The sequence below is a fragment of the Sinorhizobium psoraleae genome (assembly GCF_013283645.1).
Taxonomy (GTDB): Bacteria; Pseudomonadota; Alphaproteobacteria; order Rhizobiales; family Rhizobiaceae; genus Sinorhizobium; species Sinorhizobium psoraleae.
The window spans coordinates 59,890-82,341 of the sequence record NZ_JABEKV010000008.1 but is presented as its reverse complement, the minus strand read 5'-3'; the positions used below and the strand labels follow the sequence as shown (position 1 = coordinate 82,341).

Annotated in this window: 19 protein-coding genes and 2 pseudogenes; 8 read left to right on the top strand and 13 right to left on the bottom strand. The window is 61.2% G+C overall.

Translation table 11 applies throughout. From position 1 onward, the window contains the following. Positions 1–6: 6 nt before the first annotated feature. The 7 genes from ILFOPFJJ_RS29155 to ILFOPFJJ_RS29125 form a co-directional block, all read right to left on the bottom strand. Positions 7–1,083 carry an ABC transporter ATP-binding protein gene (locus tag ILFOPFJJ_RS29155; RefSeq protein ID WP_173514007.1) on the bottom strand — a complete coding sequence of 359 codons (1,077 nt, stop codon included), beginning with the start codon at positions 1,081–1,083 and terminating at the stop codon, positions 7–9. After that, entirely contained in the window at positions 1,083–2,192 is a 1,110-nt protein-coding gene (locus ILFOPFJJ_RS29150; RefSeq protein WP_173514006.1) for an ABC transporter ATP-binding protein, read from the bottom strand. Before ILFOPFJJ_RS29150 ends, ILFOPFJJ_RS29155 begins: the two co-directional genes overlap by 1 nt. After that, complete coding sequence (locus tag ILFOPFJJ_RS29145; RefSeq protein WP_085031456.1) at positions 2,189–2,392, bottom strand: hypothetical protein; 204 nt, start codon at positions 2,390–2,392, stop codon at positions 2,189–2,191. Before ILFOPFJJ_RS29145 ends, ILFOPFJJ_RS29150 begins: the two co-directional genes overlap by 4 nt. Then, positions 2,389–3,348 (bottom strand): carbohydrate ABC transporter permease, encoded by a 960-nt coding sequence (locus ILFOPFJJ_RS29140; RefSeq protein WP_173514005.1) that lies wholly within the window; start codon positions 3,346–3,348, stop codon positions 2,389–2,391. Before ILFOPFJJ_RS29140 ends, ILFOPFJJ_RS29145 begins: the two co-directional genes overlap by 4 nt. A gap of 1 nt (position 3,349) precedes the next feature. Beyond that, entirely contained in the window at positions 3,350–4,255 is a 906-nt protein-coding gene (locus tag ILFOPFJJ_RS29135) for a carbohydrate ABC transporter permease (RefSeq protein ID WP_173514004.1), read from the bottom strand. 157 nt (positions 4,256–4,412) lie between these two features. Beyond that, a complete protein-coding gene (locus ILFOPFJJ_RS29130; RefSeq protein ID WP_173514003.1) occupies positions 4,413–5,720 on the bottom strand; it encodes an ABC transporter substrate-binding protein in 1,308 nt (435 codons plus the stop codon). A 346-nt stretch (positions 5,721–6,066) separates the two neighbouring features. Continuing rightward, positions 6,067–6,708 carry a TetR/AcrR family transcriptional regulator gene (locus ILFOPFJJ_RS29125; RefSeq protein ID WP_173514002.1) on the bottom strand — a complete coding sequence of 214 codons (642 nt, stop codon included), beginning with the start codon at positions 6,706–6,708 and terminating at the stop codon, positions 6,067–6,069. 104 nt (positions 6,709–6,812) lie between these two features. Here ILFOPFJJ_RS29125 and ILFOPFJJ_RS29120 point away from each other — a divergent pair, with 104 nt between their 5' ends. Genes ILFOPFJJ_RS29120 through ILFOPFJJ_RS29105 form a run of 4 tightly spaced genes read left to right on the top strand, consistent with a single transcriptional unit; the run spans position 6,813 to position 10,528 of the window. Further along, positions 6,813–8,009 (top strand): Tm-1-like ATP-binding domain-containing protein, encoded by a 1,197-nt coding sequence (locus tag ILFOPFJJ_RS29120; RefSeq protein WP_173514001.1) that lies wholly within the window; start codon positions 6,813–6,815, stop codon positions 8,007–8,009. A gap of 11 nt (positions 8,010–8,020) precedes the next feature. Then, the gene (locus ILFOPFJJ_RS29115; RefSeq protein WP_173514000.1) at positions 8,021–8,863 is read left to right on the top strand and encodes a phosphoenolpyruvate hydrolase family protein; all 843 of its coding nucleotides are present in this window, start codon (positions 8,021–8,023) and stop codon (positions 8,861–8,863) included. Between the two features lie 30 nt (positions 8,864–8,893). After that, complete coding sequence (locus ILFOPFJJ_RS29110) at positions 8,894–9,307, top strand: cupin domain-containing protein (RefSeq protein WP_173513999.1); 414 nt, start codon at positions 8,894–8,896, stop codon at positions 9,305–9,307. A 33-nt stretch (positions 9,308–9,340) separates the two neighbouring features. Beyond that, entirely contained in the window at positions 9,341–10,528 is a 1,188-nt protein-coding gene (locus tag ILFOPFJJ_RS29105; RefSeq protein WP_173513998.1) for a M24 family metallopeptidase, read from the top strand. Positions 10,529–10,590: 62 nt separating this feature from the next. Here ILFOPFJJ_RS29105 and ILFOPFJJ_RS29100 read toward each other — a convergent pair. Together ILFOPFJJ_RS29100 and ILFOPFJJ_RS29095 are read right to left on the bottom strand one after the other, a co-directional pair. Beyond that, positions 10,591–10,913, bottom strand: a pseudogene (locus ILFOPFJJ_RS29100) (DJ-1/PfpI family protein); the annotation flags it as partial. Positions 10,914–10,965: 52 nt separating this feature from the next. Then, positions 10,966–12,198: an endonuclease/exonuclease/phosphatase family protein gene (locus ILFOPFJJ_RS29095; protein ID WP_173513997.1), complete on the bottom strand. Its 1,233-nt coding sequence runs from the start codon at positions 12,196–12,198 to the stop codon at positions 10,966–10,968. A 169-nt stretch (positions 12,199–12,367) separates the two neighbouring features. Here ILFOPFJJ_RS29095 and ILFOPFJJ_RS35385 point away from each other — a divergent pair. Continuing rightward, positions 12,368–12,535 (top strand): annotated as a pseudogene (locus ILFOPFJJ_RS35385) (SOS response-associated peptidase family protein); the annotation flags it as partial. On the opposite strand, the gene dinB reads toward ILFOPFJJ_RS35385, so the two are convergent. Together dinB and ILFOPFJJ_RS35380 are read right to left on the bottom strand one after the other, a co-directional pair. Then, a complete protein-coding gene (dinB, locus tag ILFOPFJJ_RS29090; protein WP_173513996.1) occupies positions 12,532–13,623 on the bottom strand; it encodes a DNA polymerase IV in 1,092 nt (363 codons plus the stop codon). The pseudogene ILFOPFJJ_RS35385 and the gene dinB overlap by 4 nt on opposite strands. Positions 13,624–13,626: 3 nt before the next feature. After that, positions 13,627–13,887, bottom strand: coding sequence for a hypothetical protein (locus tag ILFOPFJJ_RS35380; protein WP_246299889.1), 261 nt, complete (start codon positions 13,885–13,887; stop codon positions 13,627–13,629). 175 nt (positions 13,888–14,062) lie between these two features. On the opposite strand from ILFOPFJJ_RS35380, the gene ILFOPFJJ_RS29085 reads away from it, so the two are divergent. Genes ILFOPFJJ_RS29085 through ILFOPFJJ_RS29075 form a run of 3 tightly spaced genes read left to right on the top strand, consistent with a single transcriptional unit; the run spans position 14,063 to position 19,513 of the window. Continuing rightward, on the top strand, positions 14,063–14,824 hold the full coding sequence (locus ILFOPFJJ_RS29085) for an ImuA family protein (protein WP_173513995.1): 762 nt from the start codon (positions 14,063–14,065) through the stop codon (positions 14,822–14,824). Then, positions 14,745–16,250: a Y-family DNA polymerase gene (locus tag ILFOPFJJ_RS29080; protein ID WP_173513994.1), complete on the top strand. Its 1,506-nt coding sequence runs from the start codon at positions 14,745–14,747 to the stop codon at positions 16,248–16,250. The genes ILFOPFJJ_RS29085 and ILFOPFJJ_RS29080 overlap by 80 nt, the downstream gene beginning before the upstream one ends. Beyond that, positions 16,250–19,513: an error-prone DNA polymerase gene (locus tag ILFOPFJJ_RS29075; RefSeq protein ID WP_173514091.1), complete on the top strand. Its 3,264-nt coding sequence runs from the start codon at positions 16,250–16,252 to the stop codon at positions 19,511–19,513. The genes ILFOPFJJ_RS29080 and ILFOPFJJ_RS29075 overlap by 1 nt, the downstream gene beginning before the upstream one ends. 396 nt (positions 19,514–19,909) lie before the next feature. On the opposite strand, the gene ILFOPFJJ_RS29070 is transcribed toward ILFOPFJJ_RS29075, so the two are convergent. Both ILFOPFJJ_RS29070 and ILFOPFJJ_RS29065 read right to left on the bottom strand, forming a co-directional pair. After that, positions 19,910–21,118 carry an MFS transporter gene (locus ILFOPFJJ_RS29070; RefSeq protein WP_173513993.1) on the bottom strand — a complete coding sequence of 403 codons (1,209 nt, stop codon included), beginning with the start codon at positions 21,116–21,118 and terminating at the stop codon, positions 19,910–19,912. Between the two features lie 57 nt (positions 21,119–21,175). Next, entirely contained in the window at positions 21,176–22,165 is a 990-nt protein-coding gene (locus ILFOPFJJ_RS29065; RefSeq protein ID WP_173513992.1) for an AraC family transcriptional regulator, read from the bottom strand. Positions 22,166–22,452 lie beyond the last annotated feature (287 nt).

The following is a 22,452-nucleotide window of genomic DNA, read 5'->3' as shown; positions in this document are numbered from 1 at the left end:
GATGACTTAGCCAGCGTGGCGCAGGCTCATCCCGCTTCCGCCGTCGAAGAGCACGACCTTTTCCGGATTCCAGGAGAAGCGAACAGCCTCCTCGATCCCAAGGTCGGTCTGGGCCGGCACTGTCGCCTGCAAGAAATGGTTGCCTGTGCGAAGCGTGACGATCTTCTCGACGCCATGATTCTCGACGTCGTGCACGCGGGCTTCGCCGGGTGCGCCGCTTTCGAGGAAAAGATCTTCAGGGCGGATGCCGAAGGTGAGGGGCCTTCCGTCCACCGCAGTGCCGAACGCCGCGTCAAAAGGCAATCGGTAGCCCTCGTCCGCGATAGCCTCGCTGCCCACAAGCCTCCCCGAGATCAGGTTCATCGGCGGCGAGCCAACGGCGCGTGCAACGAAAGTGTTGACCGGATTGCGATAGATCTCCTGCGGCGTGCCGGTCTGAACGAGCTGACCGTTGTTGAGTACGCCGATCTTGTCGCCCATCGACATGGCTTCGATCTGATCGTGGGTGACGAAGAGGAAGGTTGCCCCGAGATTCATCTGAAGGTTCTTGAGCTCAGTACGCAACGCCTCACGCAGTTTGGCGTCGAGGGCGGAAAGGGGCTCGTCCATCAGAAAGACGCGCGGCTTGCGCACGATAGCCCGGCCGATGGAAACGCGCTGCATCTCGCCACCCGATAGGCGGTCCGTCTTGCGGTCGAGCAGATGCTCAATGCGGAGCGTCCTCGCGGCGCGGGCGACACGCTCTTTGATCTCGGCCGGTTCGACACGCCGGATGCGAGCTTTGAGTGGGAATTCGAGGTTCTCGCGGACCGTATAGCGCGGGTAAAGGGAATACTGCTGCAGCACAAGCGCCACGTCGCGCTCGGCGGCGCCCCAGGCGGCGACATCCTCACCGTCGATGAAGATTTGTCCGCCCGTTGGATTTTCGAGCCCGGCAATCAGCCTAAGCGTCGTCGTCTTGCCGGCGCCCGTCTCGCCGAGCAGCACGAAAAACTCTCCGTCGGCAATTTCGAAACTGAGATCCTTCAGGGCCGTGTGGGTTCCGAAGGTCTTGGTGATACCTTTGAGTTCGATATGCGCCATCAGAGCCTAATCCCGAAAGATGTGCCGGTCGAGCTGTCGAAGAAATGCGCCTGCGCCGGATTTATCCGAGCCCAGACGGCCTCGCCGGGCCTGGGTACGAAGCCACTTTTCGTCCTTGCACGCAACATCTGGGCGCCAATCTGCAGGTCTATGATGTCATGCGAGCCGAGCGGTTCGATGATATGGGCCTCGACGGGCACGAAGCCCTCACGTGCTTCCCGTGAAACGAGAACCCCTTCCGGTCGCACGCCGAGGGTGAGCTTGCCGTTTTTGGCCCCAGCGGCAGCGAGCTGGGCCGTGAGACTGGGCGGAAAATCGACGGCGGTTGGAGCACCTCGGACCAGCACACGCGCATGCCCCGCGTCCTCGGAAACCGTCACTTCAGCCATATTCATGACCGGACTCCCGACGAATTGCGCGACGAACATGTTGGCAGGACGAGCGTAGACCTCGTGAGGGCTGCCGACTTGCTGCAGCACGCCTTCGTGCATGACAACAATACGATCGGCGAGGGACATGGCTTCGACCTGGTCATGGGTTACGTAGATCGTGGTCGAGCCCTGTTTGATGTGAAGCCGCTTGATCTCGGCGCGCATCTCTTCGCGGAGCTTCGCGTCAAGCGCGCCGATCGGCTCATCCATGAGCATCGCCTTGGGGCGCCGGACGAGTGCCCGGCCGATCGCCACGCGCTGCATGTCGCCGCCTGAGAGAGCGGACGGCCTTTTTGCGAGCAGGTGGGTGATCTGCAGCGTTTTTGCGACCGCCTGAACCTCCCGCTCGATATCCGTACGGTTGCCGCGGGTGGCGCGGAGCGGGAAGGCGATATTCTCGAAGACTGTCATGTGCGGGTAGAGCGAGAAGGACTGGAACACAAAGGCGATGTCCCGGTGCGAGGCCTTTATGTGCTGCACCGGCCGACCGTCTATGAGGATGTCGCCTTCATCGATCGTTTCGAGCCCGGCGATCGCGCGTAGAGTCGTCGTCTTGCCGCAGCCGGACTGGCCAAGCAGAACAATGAACTCGTTGTCGGCGATCGCGAGATTGAGGTTCTTGATGACCTGAACGGCACCAAAGTGCTTCTCAATGCCGCGCAATTCAATCTGCGTCATGGATTCCTGCTCTCGTCAGCTTTCTGTTCCGGCGGGACCTTCGACGTGATCATGAAGGCAATCAGCCCGACTAACGTCATCGTCAGTCCGTAGCGGTGGAGGAACAGGTTCCACGGTTGGCACAGCGCAATGATGCCGAATATCATCAGGAGCTGTGAGCCTGGCTCGAGGTACTTCTGGTTTATGGCGCGAAACGTCATTTGCGGATCGCTCCGAAACTCATGCCGCGCAGGAGATGATTCCTGAGCAGGAAGGTGAAGATGGCGACCGGTAGCAGGAACAGGAAGGTCCCCGCGGCGATGACTGTCCAATCCGGAAGGCCGGAGCCGACCTGGCTTGGGATGAAGGGCGGTGCCGTTTGCGCGCGCCGGTTCGTCATGATCAGAGCGAAAGCATACTCGTTCCACGCTGTGATGAAGCAAAAGACGGCGGTCGCGGCGATGCCTGTGGCGGCCTCTGGCAGCACGATCTTGAAGAAGGCTTCCAGGCGCGTGTAGCCGTCGACAAGTGCCGCTTCCTCATATTCCTTCGGAATTTCGTCAATGAAGCCCTTCATCAGCCAGACCGAGAAGGAGAGATTGAAGGCGGTGTAGAGGATGATAAGACCCCAGTGGGTGTCGTTCAGCCCGACGGCCCGGTACATTAGGAACATGGGGATTGCCACGACCACGGGCGGGAGCATGCGTGTCGATAAAATGAAGAACAAAAGATCCGCTTCGCCCTTCATTTTGAAGCGCGAGAAACCGTAGGCCGTGAAGGTACCCATGCCGACGGCGAGCACCGTAGAGGTGATCGCCACGATCAGCGAATTCATGAAGCGGTTGGGATAGCCGGATAACTGCACCTCACCGCGTCCCGAGCGCACGACCTTTTCACCCCCGTCGAAGACCAGCCGTTCCCACCAAGGAGCGGCAGCATAGTCTTCGGGCTCCGGTGCTGCCCGCAGCTGAGAGCGCTTGGTGAAGAGCTTGACGAACGGCGAGATCTCCGGCTCGAAGATGACCGTTGGGGGGATTGTCGTCGCGAGGTTGCGCGGTTTGAAGGCCGTAGAGGTGATCCAGTAGATCGGTGCGAGGAAGAGCAGGGTGATGACGAGCACGGCGGCGATCGCCACCCGATTCAGCGCGCGCTCGGAGCGAGTTTGGACGGCCGCCATCTCAGCGCTCCTTCACCCTGTTGAGATATTTGACGTAGATGTTGGTGATCGCGAGCACCATGATTAGAACTATGTAGGCGAGTGCGCAGGATCGCCCGGTCTGCCATTCCTGAAACGCCATCTTGTAGAGGCGGATAGAGATCACTTCCGTGGTCGGCTGGCTCGTGAGGATATAGGCGAGGTCGAAAGTCTTGAAAGCCTCCATCGTGCGGAAGATGATCGCGATCATGAGTATCGGTGCCACCAGCGGCAGGGTGATGCGGAAGAAGGTATAGAACGGTCCCGCGCGATCAATGGCCGCCGCCTCGTAAAGGTGCCTCGGTACGGCCGAGAGACCGGCGAGCGAGAGCAGCATCACGAAAGGTGACCACATCCAGATGTCGGTGATGGCGACAGCGTAGAGTGCCATGTCGGGATTCGCCAGCCACTCGAAAGAACCGAGGCCGAGCGCGTAGTTGATGATGCCGAAGGATGGATCGTAGAGCAGCTTCCAGAAGAGCCCGACCACCGCCATCGACAGCATCATCGGCAGCAGAAGCAGTGTCGTGATCAGACCCTTGAACGGAATCTCGCGGTTGAGCAGCATCGCCGTGCCGAAACCGACGACAACCTGACCGGTAACCGACACGATCACGTATTTCGCCGTAATCGCGAAGTTCGCCCAGATGAAGGGGTCGTTCAGCAGTTCCCGATAATTCTGCAGGCCGACGAAGGTGGCCGGCGCGTTCGTCGAAGCACGAAAGTCCGTGAAAGAATAGCCGAGCGAGTAGATCAACGGGAAGATGTTGAAGACGATCAGGAACAGGATCGTCGGAATAATGAAAAGATTGCGAATTTTGATGTCGCTCAAGCCCCGCGAAGCAGCGTGCGACTTCGAATCCAGCGATGTCATAACCACGGTGGCCAATGTGCTCCTCCTCCGAGAGCCCAGCGCAAGGCGCACTTGCGGCGTCCTGTTGCGCATTGCCTGAACGCTGACGTCGCGTCCGCGCGAGCACCATTCGGTGCAGAGTTGAAGAAAAGGGGAGGGAGCCGGGCTCCCTCCCGCGAGGTCTCATCACCCGTTAGTGGCGGCCGTACTTCTTGAAAGTCGCGTTCCAGTCCTCAGAGAGAGCATCAAGCGCCTCCTTTGCCGTTCCCTGGCCGGCGGTCACATAGGGGTAGATGCGCTGGTTCATCTGGATCAGCAGCTCGGCATATTCGGGCGTTGCCCAGAAGTCCTTCACCTTGAACATCGTCTCATAGAAGGCCTTGTTGTAGGGCGTCGCGTTCTGGAACTCTTCCGATTCCAGGACCTTGGCGCTTGCCGTGTAACCGCCGAGCTCGGCCCAGCGCTTCTGCGTCTCATCCTTGATGAACCACTCGAGGAATTTCATCGCCTCATCCTTGTTTTCGGAATAGGAGACGATGGAAATGCCTTGGCCGCCGAGTGCGGCATACTGGTGGCCATCCGGGCCGGCCGGGTTGGCGAAGAAGCCGGTTACCTTCGCATTCGGGTTCGAGGCTTCGTTGACCAGCGCTGGGAAGAAGGCGAAGTAGTTCATGCTCATCGCTGCCAGGTTCTCGGTGATTGCCTGGTTGTTCTCGACGAAAAAGCTCTTCGCCCAGCCCGGAGGCGTGAAGCCGTAGAGCTCGCGGTAGGTCTCCAGAGCCTTGACGTTCTTCTCCGAGTTGATGATCCCGTCGACCTTGTAGGTGCTGTAGTCGCCGAGTTCTCCGCCGAAAGAGAAGATGGCGTTCTCTACACCCATTACGAGACCGTCATAGGAGTTATCGGTGTAGATCGCGATGCCGTAGCGTTTCTGGTCCGGACGATGGAAGAACTCGGCGATGTCGCGCAACTGCTTCCAATCCTTCGGCGGGGCGAGGTCATAGCCATACTTCGCCTTGAAGGCTTCCATCTCCTTCGGGTCCTCGAACCAATCCTTGCGGTAGGACCAACCGACCGCGTCGCCCTCGGCCGGGATCGACCAGTACTTGCCGGAGTTCGCGGGATACTCCGAGTAGTACTTCACCGTGGCAGGAGCCATCACCTCGTTTAGCTTGTGCTTATTGAAGAACTCGGTGAGGTCGACGTAGTGGCCGGCCTCCGATGCGGCCCCGATCCACTGGGAGTCGCCGACGACCATGTCGTAGGCCGAGCCCTTCGCGTTGAATTCGGTAAAGGCCTTCGTCTGAAAGTCCGCCCAAGGGGTCGTTTCGACCGTGACCTTCACGCCGGTCTCGGCCTCGTATTCGTTTACAAGCTCCTGGAGATAGTTTGCCGGGTCCCATTCGGCCCAGAAAATCGTCAGTTCTTGCGATTGCGCGGATGTCCCGCAGGCAAACATGAAACCGATACCGGCCATCAGGCCGGCCACTGTCTTGCGCATAATATTTCCTCCCCTTTTATGCACAATACCCGCCTTGCGGCGGGCGGTCCGCCTATCAAATCCTCCTGGTTGGCGCTTCTGCGGCGGGTCCTCCTCGACCCTTGTGCCTAATCTCAAGCCCAATGGGCCGCAGTACCAATCTGGTATTACCAAAGCTAACGAGCGTCAAGGTCCCTGTTTCGTTGCCTTCTGCCCTGGATCACCGCTCGCAAGGCCGAGATCATACGGACTTTAAGTTGGCATGCTTTACCGCAGTTCAATTTTGGAAGACCTGTCCAAGAGCCGCCATCCATGCGTATCATTCAAATTGGTCAAACCAGTTTCCTGTAAGCGAGAGGGGCCGATATCATGCCGCGGTTTGACCCTCCCGAATCGCCGCCTCAACCAAGGCTGCCGCCGCCCATTCTGCAACGGACTGCGCGCGTTCGGCCGAGAGGCCCCAAATATCCTTGAGTACGACCAGCACCTCGACACCAAAAACCAGCGAGAGGGCCTGAGCGAGCTGCTCGCGGGCCTCAGTGGACAGCTTGCCCTCGAGCGGCACAGTGACCTGTCGCAGTAGTTCGACGCGGTGGCCGCGCGTGAGCTGTGGTTCATTACCAAGAGTGCCGGCCTGGCGCTGCGCCCACTGGTCAAGCGAGAGCTTGAGCGCCGCCTTAAAGGTCGCCTCGAATTCGTCGATGCGCGGCATGGCCGTGGCCAACAGATCGGCGACGCGGGTGAGCGCATCGGGTGCTTCGGAGCGCCAATCGAGGATCGGGCCGAGCGCCTCGTCCACCACCGCATGAACCAGCGCCGCCTGGCTCGGAAAGTAGCGATAGGCCGTGGCGCGCGAAACTTCGGCGGCTTCCGCGACCTCACTGACTGAGGGCGTGATGCCAGACTGCATCAGCCGTGTGGCGGTCTCCAGCATGAGTTTGCGTGTGCGGGCCCGGGGACCGCGCTCGGCGCGTGCGGCGGATTCGTTCTGTTGACGTGAGACATCCATATCTTTATGATACGCGCATCTCATAATTTTGCAAGAGCCGGCAAACCGGTCGGCATAGGCGGCTTTTCAAGGCAGAGGAGGGCCAGAGCCGCCAGGGAGGAGAGATGAAGCACATCTACGTCGTCGGCACGGCCGACACGAAGGGGGAGGAACTCGCTTATCTTGCGTCCCGCGTCGAGGCAGCGGGCGGCGAGCCCGTTCTAGTCGATGTCGGCACGCGTCGCCCCACCATTGCGGTCGGCATCTCCGCCGAAACCGTGGCCGCCGCGCATCCGGACGGTGCCGCCGCGGTGTTTTCGGGCGACGACCGGGGGACGGCGGTCGCCGCAATGAGCGAGGCCTTCGCGCGGTTCCTTCCCGAACGCGAAGACGTCGTCGGCGTGGTGGGCATTGGTGGTGGGGGCGGCACATCAATCGTCACCGCCGGCATGCGCAGGTTGCCGCTCGGGCTGCCGAAGGTCATGGTCTCGACGCTCGCGTCCGGCGACGTAGCACCTTATGTCGACGTCTCTGATATCATTATGATGCCGTCGGTCACGGACATGGCCGGGCTGAACCGCCTGAGCCGCGTGATCCTGCAAAACGCGGCCGAAGCGATTACCGCCATGGCCAACCGGCCGGTGAAGGAATTGGCCTCGAAGCCCGCTCTCGGCCTTACCATGTTCGGCGTGACGACGCCCTGTGTGACTGCCATCGTCGAACGACTCAAGGCCGACCATGACTGTATGGTCTTTCACGCCACGGGCACCGGCGGACGCACGATGGAGAAGCTTGCAGACAGCGGGCTTCTTTCGAGCGTGTTAGACATCACCACGACGGAGGTCTGCGATTTCCTCTTCGGCGGCGTTCTGCCGGCGACTGAGGATCGTTTCGGCGCAATTGCGCGCACCGAATTGCCCTATGTCGGCTCCGTCGGGGCGTTGGATATGGTGAATTTCTGGGCTCCCGAGACGGTGCCGGAGCGTTATGCCGGCCGGCTCTTATACCGCCACAACCCGAACGTCACGCTCATGCGCACGACCCCGGAGGAGTGCGCCGCGATCGGAAGGTGGATTGGCGCAAAGCTGAACCTCTGCAGAGGACCTCTCCGGTTCCTGATCCCGGAGAGAGGCGTGTCGGCGCTCGATATCGAGGGCGGCGCCTTCTTCGATCCTGCGGCGGATGCAGCGCTCTTCGAGGCACTGGAAGCCACCGTCGAAAGAACCGACGCGCGCCGCATCGAACGGCTTCCGCTCCACATCAACGATCCGCAGTTCGCCGAGGCCGCAGTCGCCGCCTACCGAGATATCGCCAACCCCTGAAAGAGACACCGATGCCAGTAATCCCCCGCAAGACCATACTTGAAAAGCTCCACGGCATGATCGCCGCCGGCAAGCCGATCATCGGCGGTGGGGCCGGAACGGGGATTTCGGCCAAGGCCGAAGAGGCGGGCGGCATCGATCTCATCATCATCTACAATTCCGGCCGTTACCGAATGGCGGGCCGCGGCTCGGCGGCCGGTCTGCTCGCCTATGGAAATGCCAATGAGATCGTGAAGGAAATGGCCTTGGAGGTGCTGCCGGTCGTCAAGGCGACACCGGTACTCGCCGGCGTCAATGGCACTGACCCATTCGTTTTCATGCCGCAATTTCTCACGGAACTGAAGGCGATGGGCTTTTCCGGCGTACAGAATTTCCCGACCATTGGCCTCTTCGATGGACGGATGCGGCGGAGCTTCGAGGAGACCGGGATGGGCTACGGACTTGAGGTGGACATGATCGCCGAGGCCCACCGACTCGACCTGCTGACGACACCCTATGTCTTCAATGAGGAAGAGGCGATCGCGATGGCCAAGGCCGGTGCCGACATCGTCGTCGCTCATATGGGCGTTACCACGGGCGGAGCGATCGGCGCCACTTCCGCGATGTCGCTCGACGACTGCGTGAGGGAAATCGACGCGATCGCGAACGCCGCATGCTCGGTGCGGAAGGACGTTATCGTGCTCTGCCACGGTGGGCCGATCTCGATGCCGGAGGATGCACGCTACATCCTGGATCGTTGCCCCGGCTGCAATGGCTTTTATGGCGCAAGTTCCATGGAACGCCTGCCTGCCGAGGTGGCGATCCGCAAGCAGACGGAAGATTTCAAGGCGTTGGCCATCAGAACGGTGGTCTAAAGCGGGCAAGATGCGGGAGGAGGCCGCGGCATGGCAAAGGACGAATATTTTCTCTACCCGAAGGATGTCGACAGCTTCGGGTTCGACTGGGGTCGCCTCGCACTGACGGTCGCGCCGGAGGTCAACGGAGCCGAGCGCTTCTCGGGTGGTGTGGTGGACTTGCCGAGCGGCGAGGGGCATGCACGTCACAATCATCCCGGCTCTGAGGAGATCATCTTCGTCATCTCGGGCGAGGGCGAACAAATGGTGGAGGACGAGAACGGCAATCCGATGACGCAGAAGGTTGGGCCTGGTTGCACCGTCTATGTACCGGAAAGCCGCTTCCACTCGACGAAGAACACGGGATCCGGCCCGATGCAGCTCTTCGTCGTCTATTCGCCGGCCGGCCCCGAGCGAGCGCTTCGCGACCTGCCGGATTTCCGATTAATCCCGCCTGGCACCTGAAGGCGCACGGCAACGGCCTCTGGGAGAAAACCCATGAACATCAATCAAAGCGAAGCGCGGGCGGTGGAACCGCCTTTCGATGCGGCTAAACTCGACAGACTAATGGAGGAGGCGGGTATCGACGTGCTGCTCGCCACCTCCAAGCACAACACGCAGTACCTGCTCGGGGGCTACAAGTTCATCTTCTTCGCCGCAATGGATGCGATCGGCCACAGCCGCTATCTGCCGATCGTCGTTTATGAGAAGGGCTCACCCAATCACTCAGCCTATGTTGGCAACCGCATGGAGGGAGGTGAGCACCAGAACAACCCGTTCTGGACACCCGCCGTCCATACGGCGACCTGGGGTACGCTCGATGCGGCAGCGCTTGTCGTCGAACACCTGAAGAAGATTGGTAACGCGCGTGCTCGCATCGGCATCGAGCCGCCCTTCCTGCCCTCCGATGCGCGGGATGTGCTGGCTTCTCGTCTTGAAGGTGCGCGTTTCGTGGACGCGACGCACACGCTCGAGCGACTGCGCGCGATCAAAACGCCGCAGGAGCTGGAAAAACTCAAGCTTGCGTCCGAACTGATCACCGATTCCATGCTCGCCACCATCGCGGCGGCACGGGAGGGATCCACCAAGGCGGAGATCATTGAACGCCTGAGGCGAGAAGAGACCAATCGCGGGCTGCATTTCGAGTATTGCCTGCTGACCCTCGGCGCCAGTCACAACCGTGCGGCCTCGCCGCAGGCGTGGGCGAAGGGCGAGGTGCTTTCGATCGATTCGGGCGGCAACTATCACGGCTATATCGGTGACCTTTGCCGCATGGGCGTGCTCGGCGAGCCTGATTCTGAGCTCGAGGACCTGTTAGCTGAAGTCGATTCGATTCAACAGGCGGCCTTCACCAAAACCAAGGCCGGGGCTGCAGGCCGCGAAATGATTGCGGCGGCGGAAGAGGTTTTGAAAAGCTCGCCTTCGGCCGCCTTTACCGACTTCTTCTGCCACGGCATGGGTCTCATCAGCCACGAAGCACCATTCCTGATGACCAACCATCCGGTCGCCTATGAAGGCGTGGACGCGGATCGCCCCGTGGAGGCAGGCATGGTCATTTCCGTCGAGACGACGATGCTTCACCCGAAGCGCGGTTTCATCAAGCTCGAGGACACGCTCGCCATCACTAAGGACGGGTATGAGATGTTCGGCAACAGAGGGCGCGGCTGGAACCCCGGGGCGGTATAGCGGGCGGCGAATTCCTGCCGAAAGACGGAGCCCGGCGCACGATCGTGTGCCGGGCTCGCAGTCTATTTATTGTGGTAGATCTCGGTGCCGAGAACCTTTAAGGCACTCCCGCATGAAGGTGGCAAGGCTGTCCAGCCCTTTGCCGATACCATCGTGGCGTCGACATAAGCCTCGGTGGGGGAGAGGTCGATATAGGTGCCACCGGCCGGCGTGACTTCCGGCTCGCAGGCGTCGAGAGCGCCGACCTTCTTGCCACCACAATGCCCTCGACGGCGATCAGAATTTGTACGCCGTGGCAGATCGTGAAGATCGGCTTCTGCTCTTCGTGGAAGTGCCGCACGATTGCCTGCACGCGTTTGTCGGTGCGGATGTATTCGCGGCCTTTAAAATTGGAAGGAGATTTCAATGCCACGGGCTGGCGGCGGTCTGAACTCCGATCAAAAATTCAGCCGGACCATCATAGGGCAGTGATCTGAAATAGCCAGGACCTGGTCTTTCCCGTTCGGGGTGCCGGCTTTGTTGCCGCCAAGGTTTCCAATGCTCAGATGCTCGGCCGGGCCGTTGCTGTTGATTCCCGGGCCGACAAGGATGTGATCAAGCCCCACTGGATTGCGGCATCCGAGATAGTTGTCCGAGGCGAGCAGCTGCGTCTCCGGCGTGGTCAGATCGCGGATCTCGGCCTGGGCGCAGAGTGCCTGTCCGGCATCGCTGATCTGGCTGTGCTCGTCGAGAACCTTGAGATTGGCGGCCGCTGGCTGACCGTCGGCGATTTCTTCTATGAGCGACCGGGACAGCACGCCCGCCGGCCGCGGCGTCGAGGTTCCGCTCGCGTCGGTCCTGGCCGGTCGCTGGTCGCGCAGCTCATGCCACAGGTTGCGGTTGAAATCGCCTAGCAGAACAATCTTGGCTCCATCGGCCGCCGCGCGTTCAACCCAACTTTCGAGCGGATCGATCTGTTGCTGCAGGATCGTGCAGTCTTTGCCCGATCCCTCGAGATTTGCGCCGTCGAAGGGCGACACACACCTCGACTTGAGGTGGACATCCATGATGCGAAGCAGTTTCCCGTCGATTTTGAGCGTGGCCGCAAGACCCGGCCGCGGCCGCTTGTCGTCGGGATTCTCGGGCAGGCTGAGCGCATCCTCGATGGCGCAGGACACCGTTTCGCCCAGCGTTTTCTTCCAGGCGATGACCAGGCGCTGCACCTTGTAACCCGTCACGGGGCAGAAATCGTAGTTAACACCGCCATTCGGCAGTACTTCCCTGACTGACTGCTCGCCGCTGACCTCTTGGAAGGCGATGATGTCTGCAGGAAGGGACCGTGAGATGAAATTCGCGATTTGCTCCTGCCGCTTTCGGTAGGCATCGAGATTGACGCGAACCGCGCCGCCGGCGAAGTAAACGCTGCAGACCGGAAAGCGGGTCACGTCCCAGCCCTCGACCTTGAAGGCGTCGATGTCCCATCCCGGCTTGAAACCCGCCTCCTGGGACGGCTTGAATTTGCCAGTCGCGGGATCTTCGACATAGTTCTTCGAACATTCGCCGATCCAGTGCTTGGCGGTCTCCAGGTCCATGTGCCAGCCGAGGTTCCAGGTGGCGATGGCAATCTGGCTCGCCAGGGCCTCGGCGGATCCGAGCAGAACAAAAAGGCATGCTGCCAGATACCGGATCACGACGTCTCCCTCGCCTCAAAGTTGATCGAAGGGAGTGAATTACAATTTGGTAATTTGCGCAAGCGTTCTTGAGGGCCTGGCCGCGATATTCGCACTCGCCAGGATCGCGTGATAGCCGCTTAGACTACCCCTCAGAGGTAGTTCGGTTCAGCCTGGCTGGAGGCCTACTCTCGACCCGTTTCACGACCGGCAGATGGCGGTGCTGACACGCGATCTTACGCATGGCTTGGCTCAACGGACTTGTGCCTGAGGACGAAATCCTCCGTCCGTTGCCAGCGGGAACTTCCGGATCAAACGCCACTCGAATGATCCAGCCCAGCCGATGCTGGCGGTCTAAAGCGCTAGCCGCAACTGCGGCGCCACTCCAGAGGTCTGCCGTTCCAGCGATGACAGCGTGACGCCGAGCAGGCGTATGCCTTTGCGCGGCGGAAAGATCGCCGCGAGAAGCAGGCCGACCACCTCCTCGAGGTCGCCGATCGTTTGCAGAGGTGCCGTAACCGTCTTGCTGCGGGTGATCTGGGTGAAATCGGCATATTTGACCTTGAGCGTGACGGTCTTGGCGCCGATTTCATTGGCCCCGCAGTAAGCCCACACCTTCTCCATCAACGGCTGAAGACCGTCGCGCGCCGGTTCGTAGGAGTGAATGTCCTCAGAGAACGTGTCTTCCGCGCCAACGGATCTCCGCACCCGGTCCGGTTTGACCTGGCGATTGTCGATGCCGCGGGCGATCCCATAGAAATATGGCCCCGATTTCCCGAAATGTTCGACCAGAAACTCGAGCGTCTTCTCCTTGAGGTCGGCGCCTGTCTCGATCCCCAGCCGATGCATCCTTTCGGCCGTCGCCGGCCCAACGCCGTGGAATTTCTTGACGGGGAGGGCCTCGACGAAGGCCGGCCCGTTCTTCGGCGTAATGACAGCCTGACCATTGGGTTTGTTGAGGTCGGATGCCATCTTGGCGAGGAACTTGTTGTAGGAAATCCCGGCCGACGCATTGAGGCCCGTCGTCGCTTTGATTTTAGCGCGGATTTCCGCGGCGATCTCGGTGGCGATCTCCATGCCCTTCAAGTTTTCGGTGACGTCGAGATAGGCCTCGTCGAGCGAGAGTGGCTCGATCATCGGCGTGTATTCGGCGAAGATCGCGCGGATCTGCAACGAGACGGCCTTGTAGACATCAAAGCGCGGTCTGACGAAGATGAGGTCGGGGCACTTCCGTTGGGCGGTCACCGAAGGCATCGCCGAATGAACGCCGAACTTGCGTGCCTCGTAGCTGGCGGCCGCCACCACGCCGCGGGCCGCAGGATAGCCGACGGCAACCGGCAGGCCTCGCAGCTCGGGATTGTCGCGCTGCTCGACCGATGCATAAAAGGCATCCATGTCTATGTGAACGATCTTGCGCGGTCGCTCGCTGCCTTCGTCGTTTGTCATCGCCTAGCTTCCATCAGGTCCCTCAACCAAACATGGGAAGTGCGCGCCGCATTTGTCACCCTCCGGCGTCTGCATGCGCTCGCAGCCCATTGCCATGCGTCGGCGGATCACAGCGAAGGTCATGCTGGCGCCAAACGCTTTCACTAACAGCTTGCGCTCAAACGCGCAGTGGCGATGACATGGCCGACAGATGAATTCAATGATCCGCTCACGATGATCCCTCAGTCTCGGACCCAGATCGTTCACAGGTCCCCCTCGCGTCATGAGAAAAAATTCCTATACCTGGCATCGGATTGAATCTCTTGAACGAATTTCTTCGACGGGCACTTTCGCTCAACTTCCGCGCGCCACATGCGCATTGACTCATTTTCGCTTTGAGAACAGATACAGAACATAATCATACTTCTCAAGCCGAAAACGGGTTGCCGTAAAGGAGATCATGACCGCCGCCGTCGCCACTTCGAACGCAGTCCTCGACGAGTTACGCCAGAAAATCGCCAGCCTAGAGGGGGGCAGCCTGCGCCAGCGAAGCGTTCTGCCCTTCGGGGTCAGCGAGATCGATTCGCAGCTGGCGAGAGGTGGGCTCGCCTATGGCGCGCTACACGAAGTGGCCGGCGGTGGAAACGGCGCGATCGATGGCGCCGCGGCGGCACTCTTCATCGGGGGCATCGCGGCCCGCACGACCGGCAAGGTGGTCTGGTGCCTGACGCGCTTCGATCTTTTCTTTCCGGCGCTCGCCCAGGTCGGACTTCATCCCGATCGCGTCATCTTTGTCGAGTGCGACAAGGAAGACACGGTGCTCGCAAGCTTCGAGGAGGCGCTGCGCTATGGCGGCCTTGGCGCGGTCGTCGCCGAACTGGTGCGCCTGCCGATGACCGCCTCGCGCCGGCTGCAGCTTGCGGCGGAAAAATCCGGGACGTTGGGCCTGGTGATCCGCCGCTGGCGGCGCCAAACGGAAGCTTCGGACTTCGGCATGCCGACGGCTGCGGCAACCCGCTGGCGGATATCGGTGCTGCCGTCGGAGCCGCTTCCCGTACCGGGCGTTGGCCGGCCGCGATGGTTGGCGGAACTGATGCGGGTCAGGGCAGGAGAGGGAGGAGAGTTTATCATCGGAGCGTGCGATGGCCAGGGTCGTATCTGTCTTTCTTCCGACACTGCCGACCGACAGGATAAGACGAGCCGATCCTTCGCTCTCTCCTGACAAGCCTCTCGTAGTGATCGCCAGGAGCGGGGCGAAGCGATGGGTTGCGGCGGCCGATCGGGCAGCTCTCAAACTCGGGCTTCGCGTCGGCATGCCGGCCGCCAAGGCGCGGGCGCTGGTCCAGGAGCTCGTGATGATCGATGCCGATCCGGGGGCCGACCTTGCCACACTGGAACGGCTGACGCTCTGGGCCTTGTCGCGATATTCTCCCGTTGTCGCCATGGATCCTCCCGACGGTATCGTCATGGATACCGAAGGCGCCGATCACCTCCAGGGTGGCGAGGAATTGATGCTGTCCGGCCTCATCAACCGCTTCCACGGCCGCGGTCTCGCTGCCCATGCGGCGATCGCCGATACCTGGGGTGCGGCGCATGCGCTTGCCCGTACCATCAGCCGTGAGACGGTGATCGTCGGCCGCGGCGAGACCGACAAGGCCGTGAACCGGTTGCCACTCTCGTCGCTGCGACTGCCAGCCGAGACCGTCGCAAGTCTCCGCACGCTCGGCTTCGCCACTGTCGGCGATCTGGCTGCCACACCGCGGGCGCCGCTTACCCTGCGTTTCGGGCCGGAGGTCGGGCGGCGTCTCGACCAGATGTACGGCCGCGTCGCCGAGCCGATCGATCCGATCCGGCCGGCGGACCTCGTCGAGGTGAACAAGTCCTTTGCCGAACCGATCGGCGCACCGGAAACCATCGACAAATACGTCAGCCGCCTGGTGCGGCAGCTCTGCCTGGAACTTGAGAAGCGTGGGCTTGGCACCGACCTCATCGTCCACCGCGTCGACAACACCATTCAGTCGCTCCGGGCTGGCACGGCCAAGCCCGTCCGCGACATCGCCTGGCTGACGAAACTCTTCCGCGATCGCATTGAGAGGATCGAGCCCGGCTTCGGCATCGAGAAGCTCAGCCTCGCCGCCACCCTCGCCGAGCCGCTCATCGAAACACAGTCGGCGTCATTGCTGATCGAAGAGCAGGTAACCGACGTGACACCGCTGATCGATGTACTCGGCAATCGCGGCGGCCAGCGGATTTTCCGTGTCGCGCCGGTGGCAAGCGACGTCCCGGAGCGCAGTGTGCAGCGGATCGCGCCGACGGCCGATGAGGACGGCGCCACCCGGCCGCTCAATTGGCCGAGGCCGCCGCGGCTTCTGGAGCGTCCCGAACCGATAGAAGTGATTGCCCTTTTGCCGGATCATCCGCCGGTCTCGTTTACCTGGCGCGGCAAGCGCCGCCGGGTGAAGCGCGCCGATGGTCCGGAGCGGATCTTTGGGGAGTGGTGGAAACGTAGCTCCGAATGGGTCGCGGTCCGCGACTACTTCGTGGTCGAGGATGATACCGGCGAACGCTTCTGGATTTTCCGATCGGGCGACGGCGTCGATGCGGAAACCGGTTCGCATAAGTGGTTCATGCATGGGATCTTCGCGTGATGCGCTACGCTGAGCTTCAGGTCACCACGCATTTCTCGTTCCTCAGGGGCGCAAGCTCGGCGGAAGAACTCTTCGCGACTGCAAGGCTGATGGGCATCGAAGCGCTCGGCATCGTTGATCGCAATAGCCTGGCCGGTATCGTCCGGGCGCTGGAGGCGTCGCGCGCCACCGGCCTGCGGCTCGTTGTCGGTTGCCGGCTCGATCTGCAGGACGGCATATCGATCCTCGTCTATCCGACCGATCGCGCCGCCTATTCGCGGCTGACACGACTTCTGACACTCGGCAAGGGCAGGGGAGGGAAGGCGAACTGCATCCTGCATCTTGATGACGTGGCGCTGTACTCGGAGGGCCTGATCGGCGTTCTGGTGCCGGATATGCCGGACGACATCTGCGCCGTGCAGCTCCGGAAAATGGCGGAGGTTCTTGGAGACCGTGCCTATGTTTCTCTCTGTCTTCGCCGCCGTCCGAACGATCAGTTGCGACTGCATGAGCTGTCGAACCTCGCGATAAAGTACCGGGTGAAGACAGTGGTCACCAACGACGTTCTGTTTCACGAGCGCGGCCGCCGGCAGCTGCAGGACGTCGTCACCTGCATCCGCACCGGCACGACCATCGACGATGTCGGCTTTGAGCGCGAGCGGCACACGGATCGCTTCCTCAAGCCGCCGGAAGAGATGGCGCGTCTCTTTCCCCGCTACCCCGAAGCCCTGGCAAGGACCACGGAGATCGTCGAGCGCTGCCGGTTCTCGTTGGAAGAGCTGGTTTATCAGTATCCCGAAGAGGCGCTGATCCCGGGCCTGACAGCGCAGCAGTCGCTGGAGCATTGTACCTGGGAGGGCGTGAAGACGCGGTATCCTGAGGGGCTGCCGGCGCATGTCGAGAAGACAATCCGTCATGAGCTCGCTCTCATTGAGACGATGAAATACGCGCCCTACTTTCTGACGGTGTTCTCCATTGTGCGGTTCGCGCGCTCCCAGGGCATTCTCTGTCAGGGCAGGGGATCGGCGGCCAATTCCGCCGTTTGCTATGTGCTCGCCATCACCTCGATCGATCCTGAGACCAACGATCTCCTGTTCGAACGGTTTGTCTCCCAGGAGCGCGACGAGCCGCCGGACATTGATGTCGACTTCGAGCACGAGAGGCGCGAGGAAGTCATCCAGTGGATCTACAAAACCTATGGGCATGACAAGGCGGCGCTCTGCTCGACGGTGACCCGCTATCGCGCCAAGGGGGCAATTCGCGATGTCGGCAAGGCACTTGGTCTGCCGGAGGACCTGATCAAGGCGCTCTCCTCCGGCATCTGGTCCTGGTCGGACGAAGTCGGTGAGCGGCAGGTGCGCGAGTTCGGCCTCAATCCTGACGACCGGCGTCTCGCCTTGACCTTGAAACTTGCCCAGCAACTAATGGGAGCGCCGCGGCATCTGGGCCAACATCCCGGAGGGTTCGTCCTTACCCACGACAGGTTGGATCATCTCGTGCCGATCGAACCGGCTGCGATGGCCAACCGCCAGGTGATCGAATGGGACAAGGATGATGTGGAAGCGCTCAAGATGATGAAGGTCGATGTCTTGGCGCTCGGAATGTTAACATGCATGGCCAAAGCCTTTGCGCTGATCCGCGAGCACAAGCATCAGGATCTCGATCTGGCCACCATCCCGCAGGAGGATCCGGCGACCTATGCGAGGATCCGCAGGGCCGATACGCTCGGCACCTTCCAGATCGAATCACGCGCGCAGATGTCGATGCTGCCGCGCATGAAGCCGCGGACTTTCTACGACCTCGTCATCCAGGTGGCGATCGTCCGCCCCGGGCCGATCCAGGGCGATATGGTCCATCCCTATCTTCGCCGGCGCGAAGGCAAGGAGAAGGTTGAGTATCCGACGCCAGAGTTGGAGGCAGTCCTCCATAAGACGCTGGGCGTGCCACTGTTTCAGGAAAGCGCCATGAAAGTTGCCATGGTCTGTGCGGGGTTTACCGGCGGTGAAGCCGACCAGCTCCGGAAATCCATGGCGACCTTCAAGTTCACCGGCGGCGTCTCGAGGTTCAAGGACAAGCTTGTCTCGGGGATGGTCCGGAACGGCTATACGCCGGAATTCGCCGAAAAGACATTTTCGCAGCTGGAAGGTTTCGGCTCCTATGGATTTCCCGAAAGCCATGCAGCTTCCTTCGCGCTGATCGCCTATGCCTCCAACTACGTGAAATACCATTTCCCGGACGTCTTCTGCGCGGCGCTTCTGAACTCACAGCCGATGGGGTTCTATGCTCCCGCGCAAATCGTCGCCGATGCCCGCAAGCACGGCGTCGAGGTCCGTCCGATCTGCATCAACCGATCGCGCTGGGACTGCATGCTCGAGCCGATAGAGGGCACGGACCGGCATGCCGTGCGGCTCGGCATGCGTCTTGTGCGGGGATTGGCGACCGCCGATGCGGCGCACGTTGTCGCCGCTCGCGCCGACGAACGCTTCGCATCGGTCGATGACATGTGGCGGCGGTCGGGCGTGCCGGTCGCCTCCCTTGTCGAGCTTGCCGAAGCCGATGCCTTCCTGCCGTCATTGCGTCTCGAGCGCCGCGACGCGCTCTGGGCGATCAAGGCGTTGCGCAACGAACCGCTTCCGCTCTTCACCGCGGCCGCGGAACGGGAGGCGCGGGCCATTGCCGAGCAGCAGGAGCCGGCGGTCGAACTGCGGCAGATGACCGACGGCCATAACGTCGTCGAGGACTACAGTCATGCCGGCCTCACGCTCCGGCGACACCCCCTGAGCTTCTTGCGGAACGACCTCACTATGCGCCGGATCGTCACCTGCGCCGAGGCGATGGCGGCGCGCGATGGGCAATGGCTGATGGCGGCCGGCCTGGTGCTGGTACGCCAGCGCCCAGGGTCGGCGAAGGGCGTGATGTTCATCACCATCGAGGACGAGACCGGCGTCGCCAATATCGTCGTCTGGCCGAAGCTCTTCGAGCGGTCACGCCGAGTCGTGCTCGGCGCCAGCATGATGGCGATCAACGGCAGGATTCAGCGGGAAGGGGAGGTGGTTCACCTCGTCGCCCAGCAGCTCTTCGATCTCTCGGCCGATCTGTCGAGCCTTGCCGAGCGCGACGGAGCGTTCCGGCCGGCGAGTGGCCGCGGCGATGAGTTCGCTCACGGCTCCCCTGGAAGTCCGGATTCCCGCGAAAAGACGCCTCCAGGGATTCGGCCGAGGGACATGTTCGTGCCGGATCTTCATATCGACAATCTGAAGATCAAGAGCCGGAATTTTCAGTGAGTTGGCAGCTGACTGGTCGTCGCGACAACCATCAACGTGGGCAAGAGCTTTGAGCGCCTGCTCGCCGAAACGAGGTGACGTCAATGCGAGTCGTTCGATCAGTTCGGTCAAGGCTGCGATTTCTTGCTGTCGAATCCAAGAAATACTCTCAAGGTGCGAGTAGCACGCCGCTTACGATGAAGGACGGCTTCGCACGCCTCAAGGCAGAAGGCAGGCACATTATCATAGACTGATGCAGTCGAGGTCGCCGGCGAGTGCCGGCGGTCTCATATCCAGAGCCCAGTAAGAGCGCTACTCGGCCCGCCATGCGCCGCCACCTTGCGTCTTACAGATGCGCAAAGGTTGCACAGCATCTTCAGTCCGATTGCGCCTGATTGCTCAACCCGGAAGCAAAGATCAGCTGCGAGGCTGCAGCAGCGCCAAGAGAACCGTCGACGCAGCCAGGACCGCGGTAAGGGTCAAAGGCCCCCCAGCGCCGTAGTGGTCGACGATATAGCCGCCGAAAACCGCGCCGATACTGATCGCGACCTGAAAAGAGACGACCATCAGGCTGCCCGCCGCCTCCAGAGCGTCGGGTGCCCCGCGGGAAAGATTGGTCGGCAGCACGACCGGCGCCATGCCGAAGGCGAAGCCCCAAAGCGTAACGAGAGCGAACGCGATGCCGATATGAGCGCCCGAAAGCACCAAAGCGAAAGCAGCGAACGCCATTAACACTGCCGTGACAGCGAGTGCCAAGCGGATACTGGCGTCGGCCAGTCGGCCACCGGCAACGTTACCGATCACGGAGGCGATGCCAAAGCCAAGCAGCGCCAGGGCGATCGATCTGGTGTCAAGAAGCGTCACTTGTTCGAGGAAGGGACGCACGTAAACCGAGCCGGCAAAGTGCCCTGTCATCAGCAAAAGGATGGCAAGCATTCCCAGTTGAATGCCGCGCCGTCGTGTCAGCCGGAAAACATCAGCGAGACTGTTGCTTGTGCTTGCAGGCAGTGTTGGCAAGCTGAGTACCTGCAGCAGCATAGCAAGCGCGGCAAGCCCGGCGGTCATGGCCATGGCGATGCGCCATCCCAGCCAGTCGCTGATCAACGCGCCCATCGATGGTGCAGCTATGGTCGCGAGCGAGACGCCGAGGGTGACGATAGCCATGCCCCGACCTGTCGCATTGGCGCCGACCAGCCTCGCTACCACGGCAACTGAAAGCGCCCAGAAACCGCTAAGCGCGATGCCCAGCCCAGCCCGGCCCAACAACAACAGCCAAAAATCGGTCGCCAATGATGCAAGAACATTGGAGCCGATCGCCAACGCACTGAGACCGACCAATACCGACTTGCGGTTCAGTTTGCCGATGAGAACATTGCTCAACAGGGCCGTCACGGCGCCGACGGAAGCGGTGGCGGTGACGACCTGTCCGGCTGTTCCCTCGGTAATCCCGAGATCGCGCGCCATTGGTGTCAACAGGCCCGCCGGCAGGAACTCAGCCGATACCAGCGCAAAGCTGGTGGCCGCCATCGAGAGAACGGCAAACCAAGTCGCCGCGCTCCACGCGGATTGCTCGACGGTCTCCAGGCCAATTGTTGCCCCGTCCAGCTGTGATGTTGTGTCCGTCATTGAAGTATCTCCTAGTTGGGAGATTTCATAGACGAACTTGCCGGGATGATATGTGTCTTAAAATCCGAAATCCATGTCCATTCGTCCGGAACTTGTGCGGCGCACAACGCCCGGCGAGACGCTGGTGATGCGCTTGAAAGCACGAGCGAAGGAGGCCTCCGACTCATAACCTAAACGAGTAGCAACTTCGGCAACCGACATGCCGCTTTGCCCCAACAACTCGCGGGCAAGCTGCATCCGCAGACGGCCAAGATAACGTGCCGCGCCCTCTCCTAAAATAGCGCTGAAGCGCTCTGCAAAGATCGAGCGCGACTGGCCTGCCACACCGGCGAGGCTTTCGACAGTCCAGTTATGGCCGGGGTCTCGGTGTATCGCTGCCAACGCACGACCGATGTGGGGGTCGCGGATGGCGGCAAGCCAACCGGTGGTCGAGGCTCCGCTGCAATTGACCCAGCAGCGGATAAGCCGCGCTGCGAGCAAGTCCGCCATTCGCGATAAGACGGTCGCGCTCCCCATTTGTGGCTGTGTCGCCTCCACCGACATAGCCGCCAGCAGGGGTCCAACGATCGGGTCATTGCTGGCCACATCGCAGCCCTTGATGATTGGCGGCATCAGAGCGATCAAGGGGTTAAGCGCATGCGCGCCCAGAGCCATGGAGCCGCAGAAGAGGGTGCTGGTCGCACCCGTTCCTTCCCGCACTACTTCGCAGACGTTGCTTCCCCACCTTGTTATCTGACAACTTTCAAGCGAGTCGCCCTCAACATCTGGCGCGCTGGCCAACCGATGTGCGATGCCTTGCGGCAGCAGTACCAGATCTCCATCGTTCAACTCCTGCCAGCCTTGAGCTTCGGTATGGATCCAGCACGGACCCTGGCTGACAAAGTGAAAACGAAGCAACTGTTGTTGCGAAAAGGCGATGCTCCATGGATGTCTGAGTTCGCAGCGTCCATAGTTGACGCCACTCAAGCGAAAGTCTTGCAAGACTTCGCTTAGCGCATCCATTGGGATATTTGACGGCGACAACGGTCGGGACGAATGGTCAGGCATTTTGCCAATTTAAGTCTCGATCGTCTGGTACGCAAGCGCCAAGCGCCCCACGGCGTTGTCTTTCCGGCATCAACATTTGACTGCCTAGAATTTATGAATTCAGACGGTCGTCGCTTCCAGCAGCGCTCTCTCTCTCTCTCTCTCTCTCTCTCTCCCCACACAGGCGAACCACGGACAGGCAATGATTTCCACACCATCGCTGCTGTCGTGCCCGTTACGACTTCGCTTGCAAGGATGCTGCGCCATGCGAACAGCACGCGTGCAAGCTTTCCATCTTTAATCGCTGC

Coding starts and splice junctions, on each gene's coding strand:
- ILFOPFJJ_RS29070 (WP_173513993.1), bottom strand. CDS start 21,118: ATGACGGACACAACATCACAGCTGGACGGGGCAACAATTGGCCTGGAG.
- ILFOPFJJ_RS29065 (WP_173513992.1), bottom strand. CDS start 22,165: ATGCCTGACCATTCGTCCCGACCGTTGTCGCCGTCAAATATCCCAATG.
- ILFOPFJJ_RS29125 (WP_173514002.1), bottom strand. CDS start 6,708: ATGGATGTCTCACGTCAACAGAACGAATCCGCCGCACGCGCCGAGCGC.
- ILFOPFJJ_RS29130 (WP_173514003.1), bottom strand. CDS start 5,720: ATGCGCAAGACAGTGGCCGGCCTGATGGCCGGTATCGGTTTCATGTTT.
- ILFOPFJJ_RS29075 (WP_173514091.1), top strand. CDS start 16,250: ATGCGCTACGCTGAGCTTCAGGTCACCACGCATTTCTCGTTCCTCAGG.
- ILFOPFJJ_RS29120 (WP_173514001.1), top strand. CDS start 6,813: ATGAAGCACATCTACGTCGTCGGCACGGCCGACACGAAGGGGGAGGAA.
- ILFOPFJJ_RS29150 (WP_173514006.1), bottom strand. CDS start 2,192: ATGACGCAGATTGAATTGCGCGGCATTGAGAAGCACTTTGGTGCCGTT.
- ILFOPFJJ_RS35380 (WP_246299889.1), bottom strand. CDS start 13,887: ATGACGCGAGGGGGACCTGTGAACGATCTGGGTCCGAGACTGAGGGAT.
- ILFOPFJJ_RS29115 (WP_173514000.1), top strand. CDS start 8,021: ATGCCAGTAATCCCCCGCAAGACCATACTTGAAAAGCTCCACGGCATG.
- ILFOPFJJ_RS29080 (WP_173513994.1), top strand. CDS start 14,745: ATGGCCAGGGTCGTATCTGTCTTTCTTCCGACACTGCCGACCGACAGG.
- ILFOPFJJ_RS29145 (WP_085031456.1), bottom strand. CDS start 2,392: ATGACGTTTCGCGCCATAAACCAGAAGTACCTCGAGCCAGGCTCACAG.
- dinB (WP_173513996.1), bottom strand. CDS start 13,623: ATGACAAACGACGAAGGCAGCGAGCGACCGCGCAAGATCGTTCACATA.
- ILFOPFJJ_RS29105 (WP_173513998.1), top strand. CDS start 9,341: ATGAACATCAATCAAAGCGAAGCGCGGGCGGTGGAACCGCCTTTCGAT.
- ILFOPFJJ_RS29085 (WP_173513995.1), top strand. CDS start 14,063: ATGACCGCCGCCGTCGCCACTTCGAACGCAGTCCTCGACGAGTTACGC.
- ILFOPFJJ_RS29155 (WP_173514007.1), bottom strand. CDS start 1,083: ATGGCGCATATCGAACTCAAAGGTATCACCAAGACCTTCGGAACCCAC.
- ILFOPFJJ_RS29110 (WP_173513999.1), top strand. CDS start 8,894: ATGGCAAAGGACGAATATTTTCTCTACCCGAAGGATGTCGACAGCTTC.
- ILFOPFJJ_RS29140 (WP_173514005.1), bottom strand. CDS start 3,348: ATGGCGGCCGTCCAAACTCGCTCCGAGCGCGCGCTGAATCGGGTGGCG.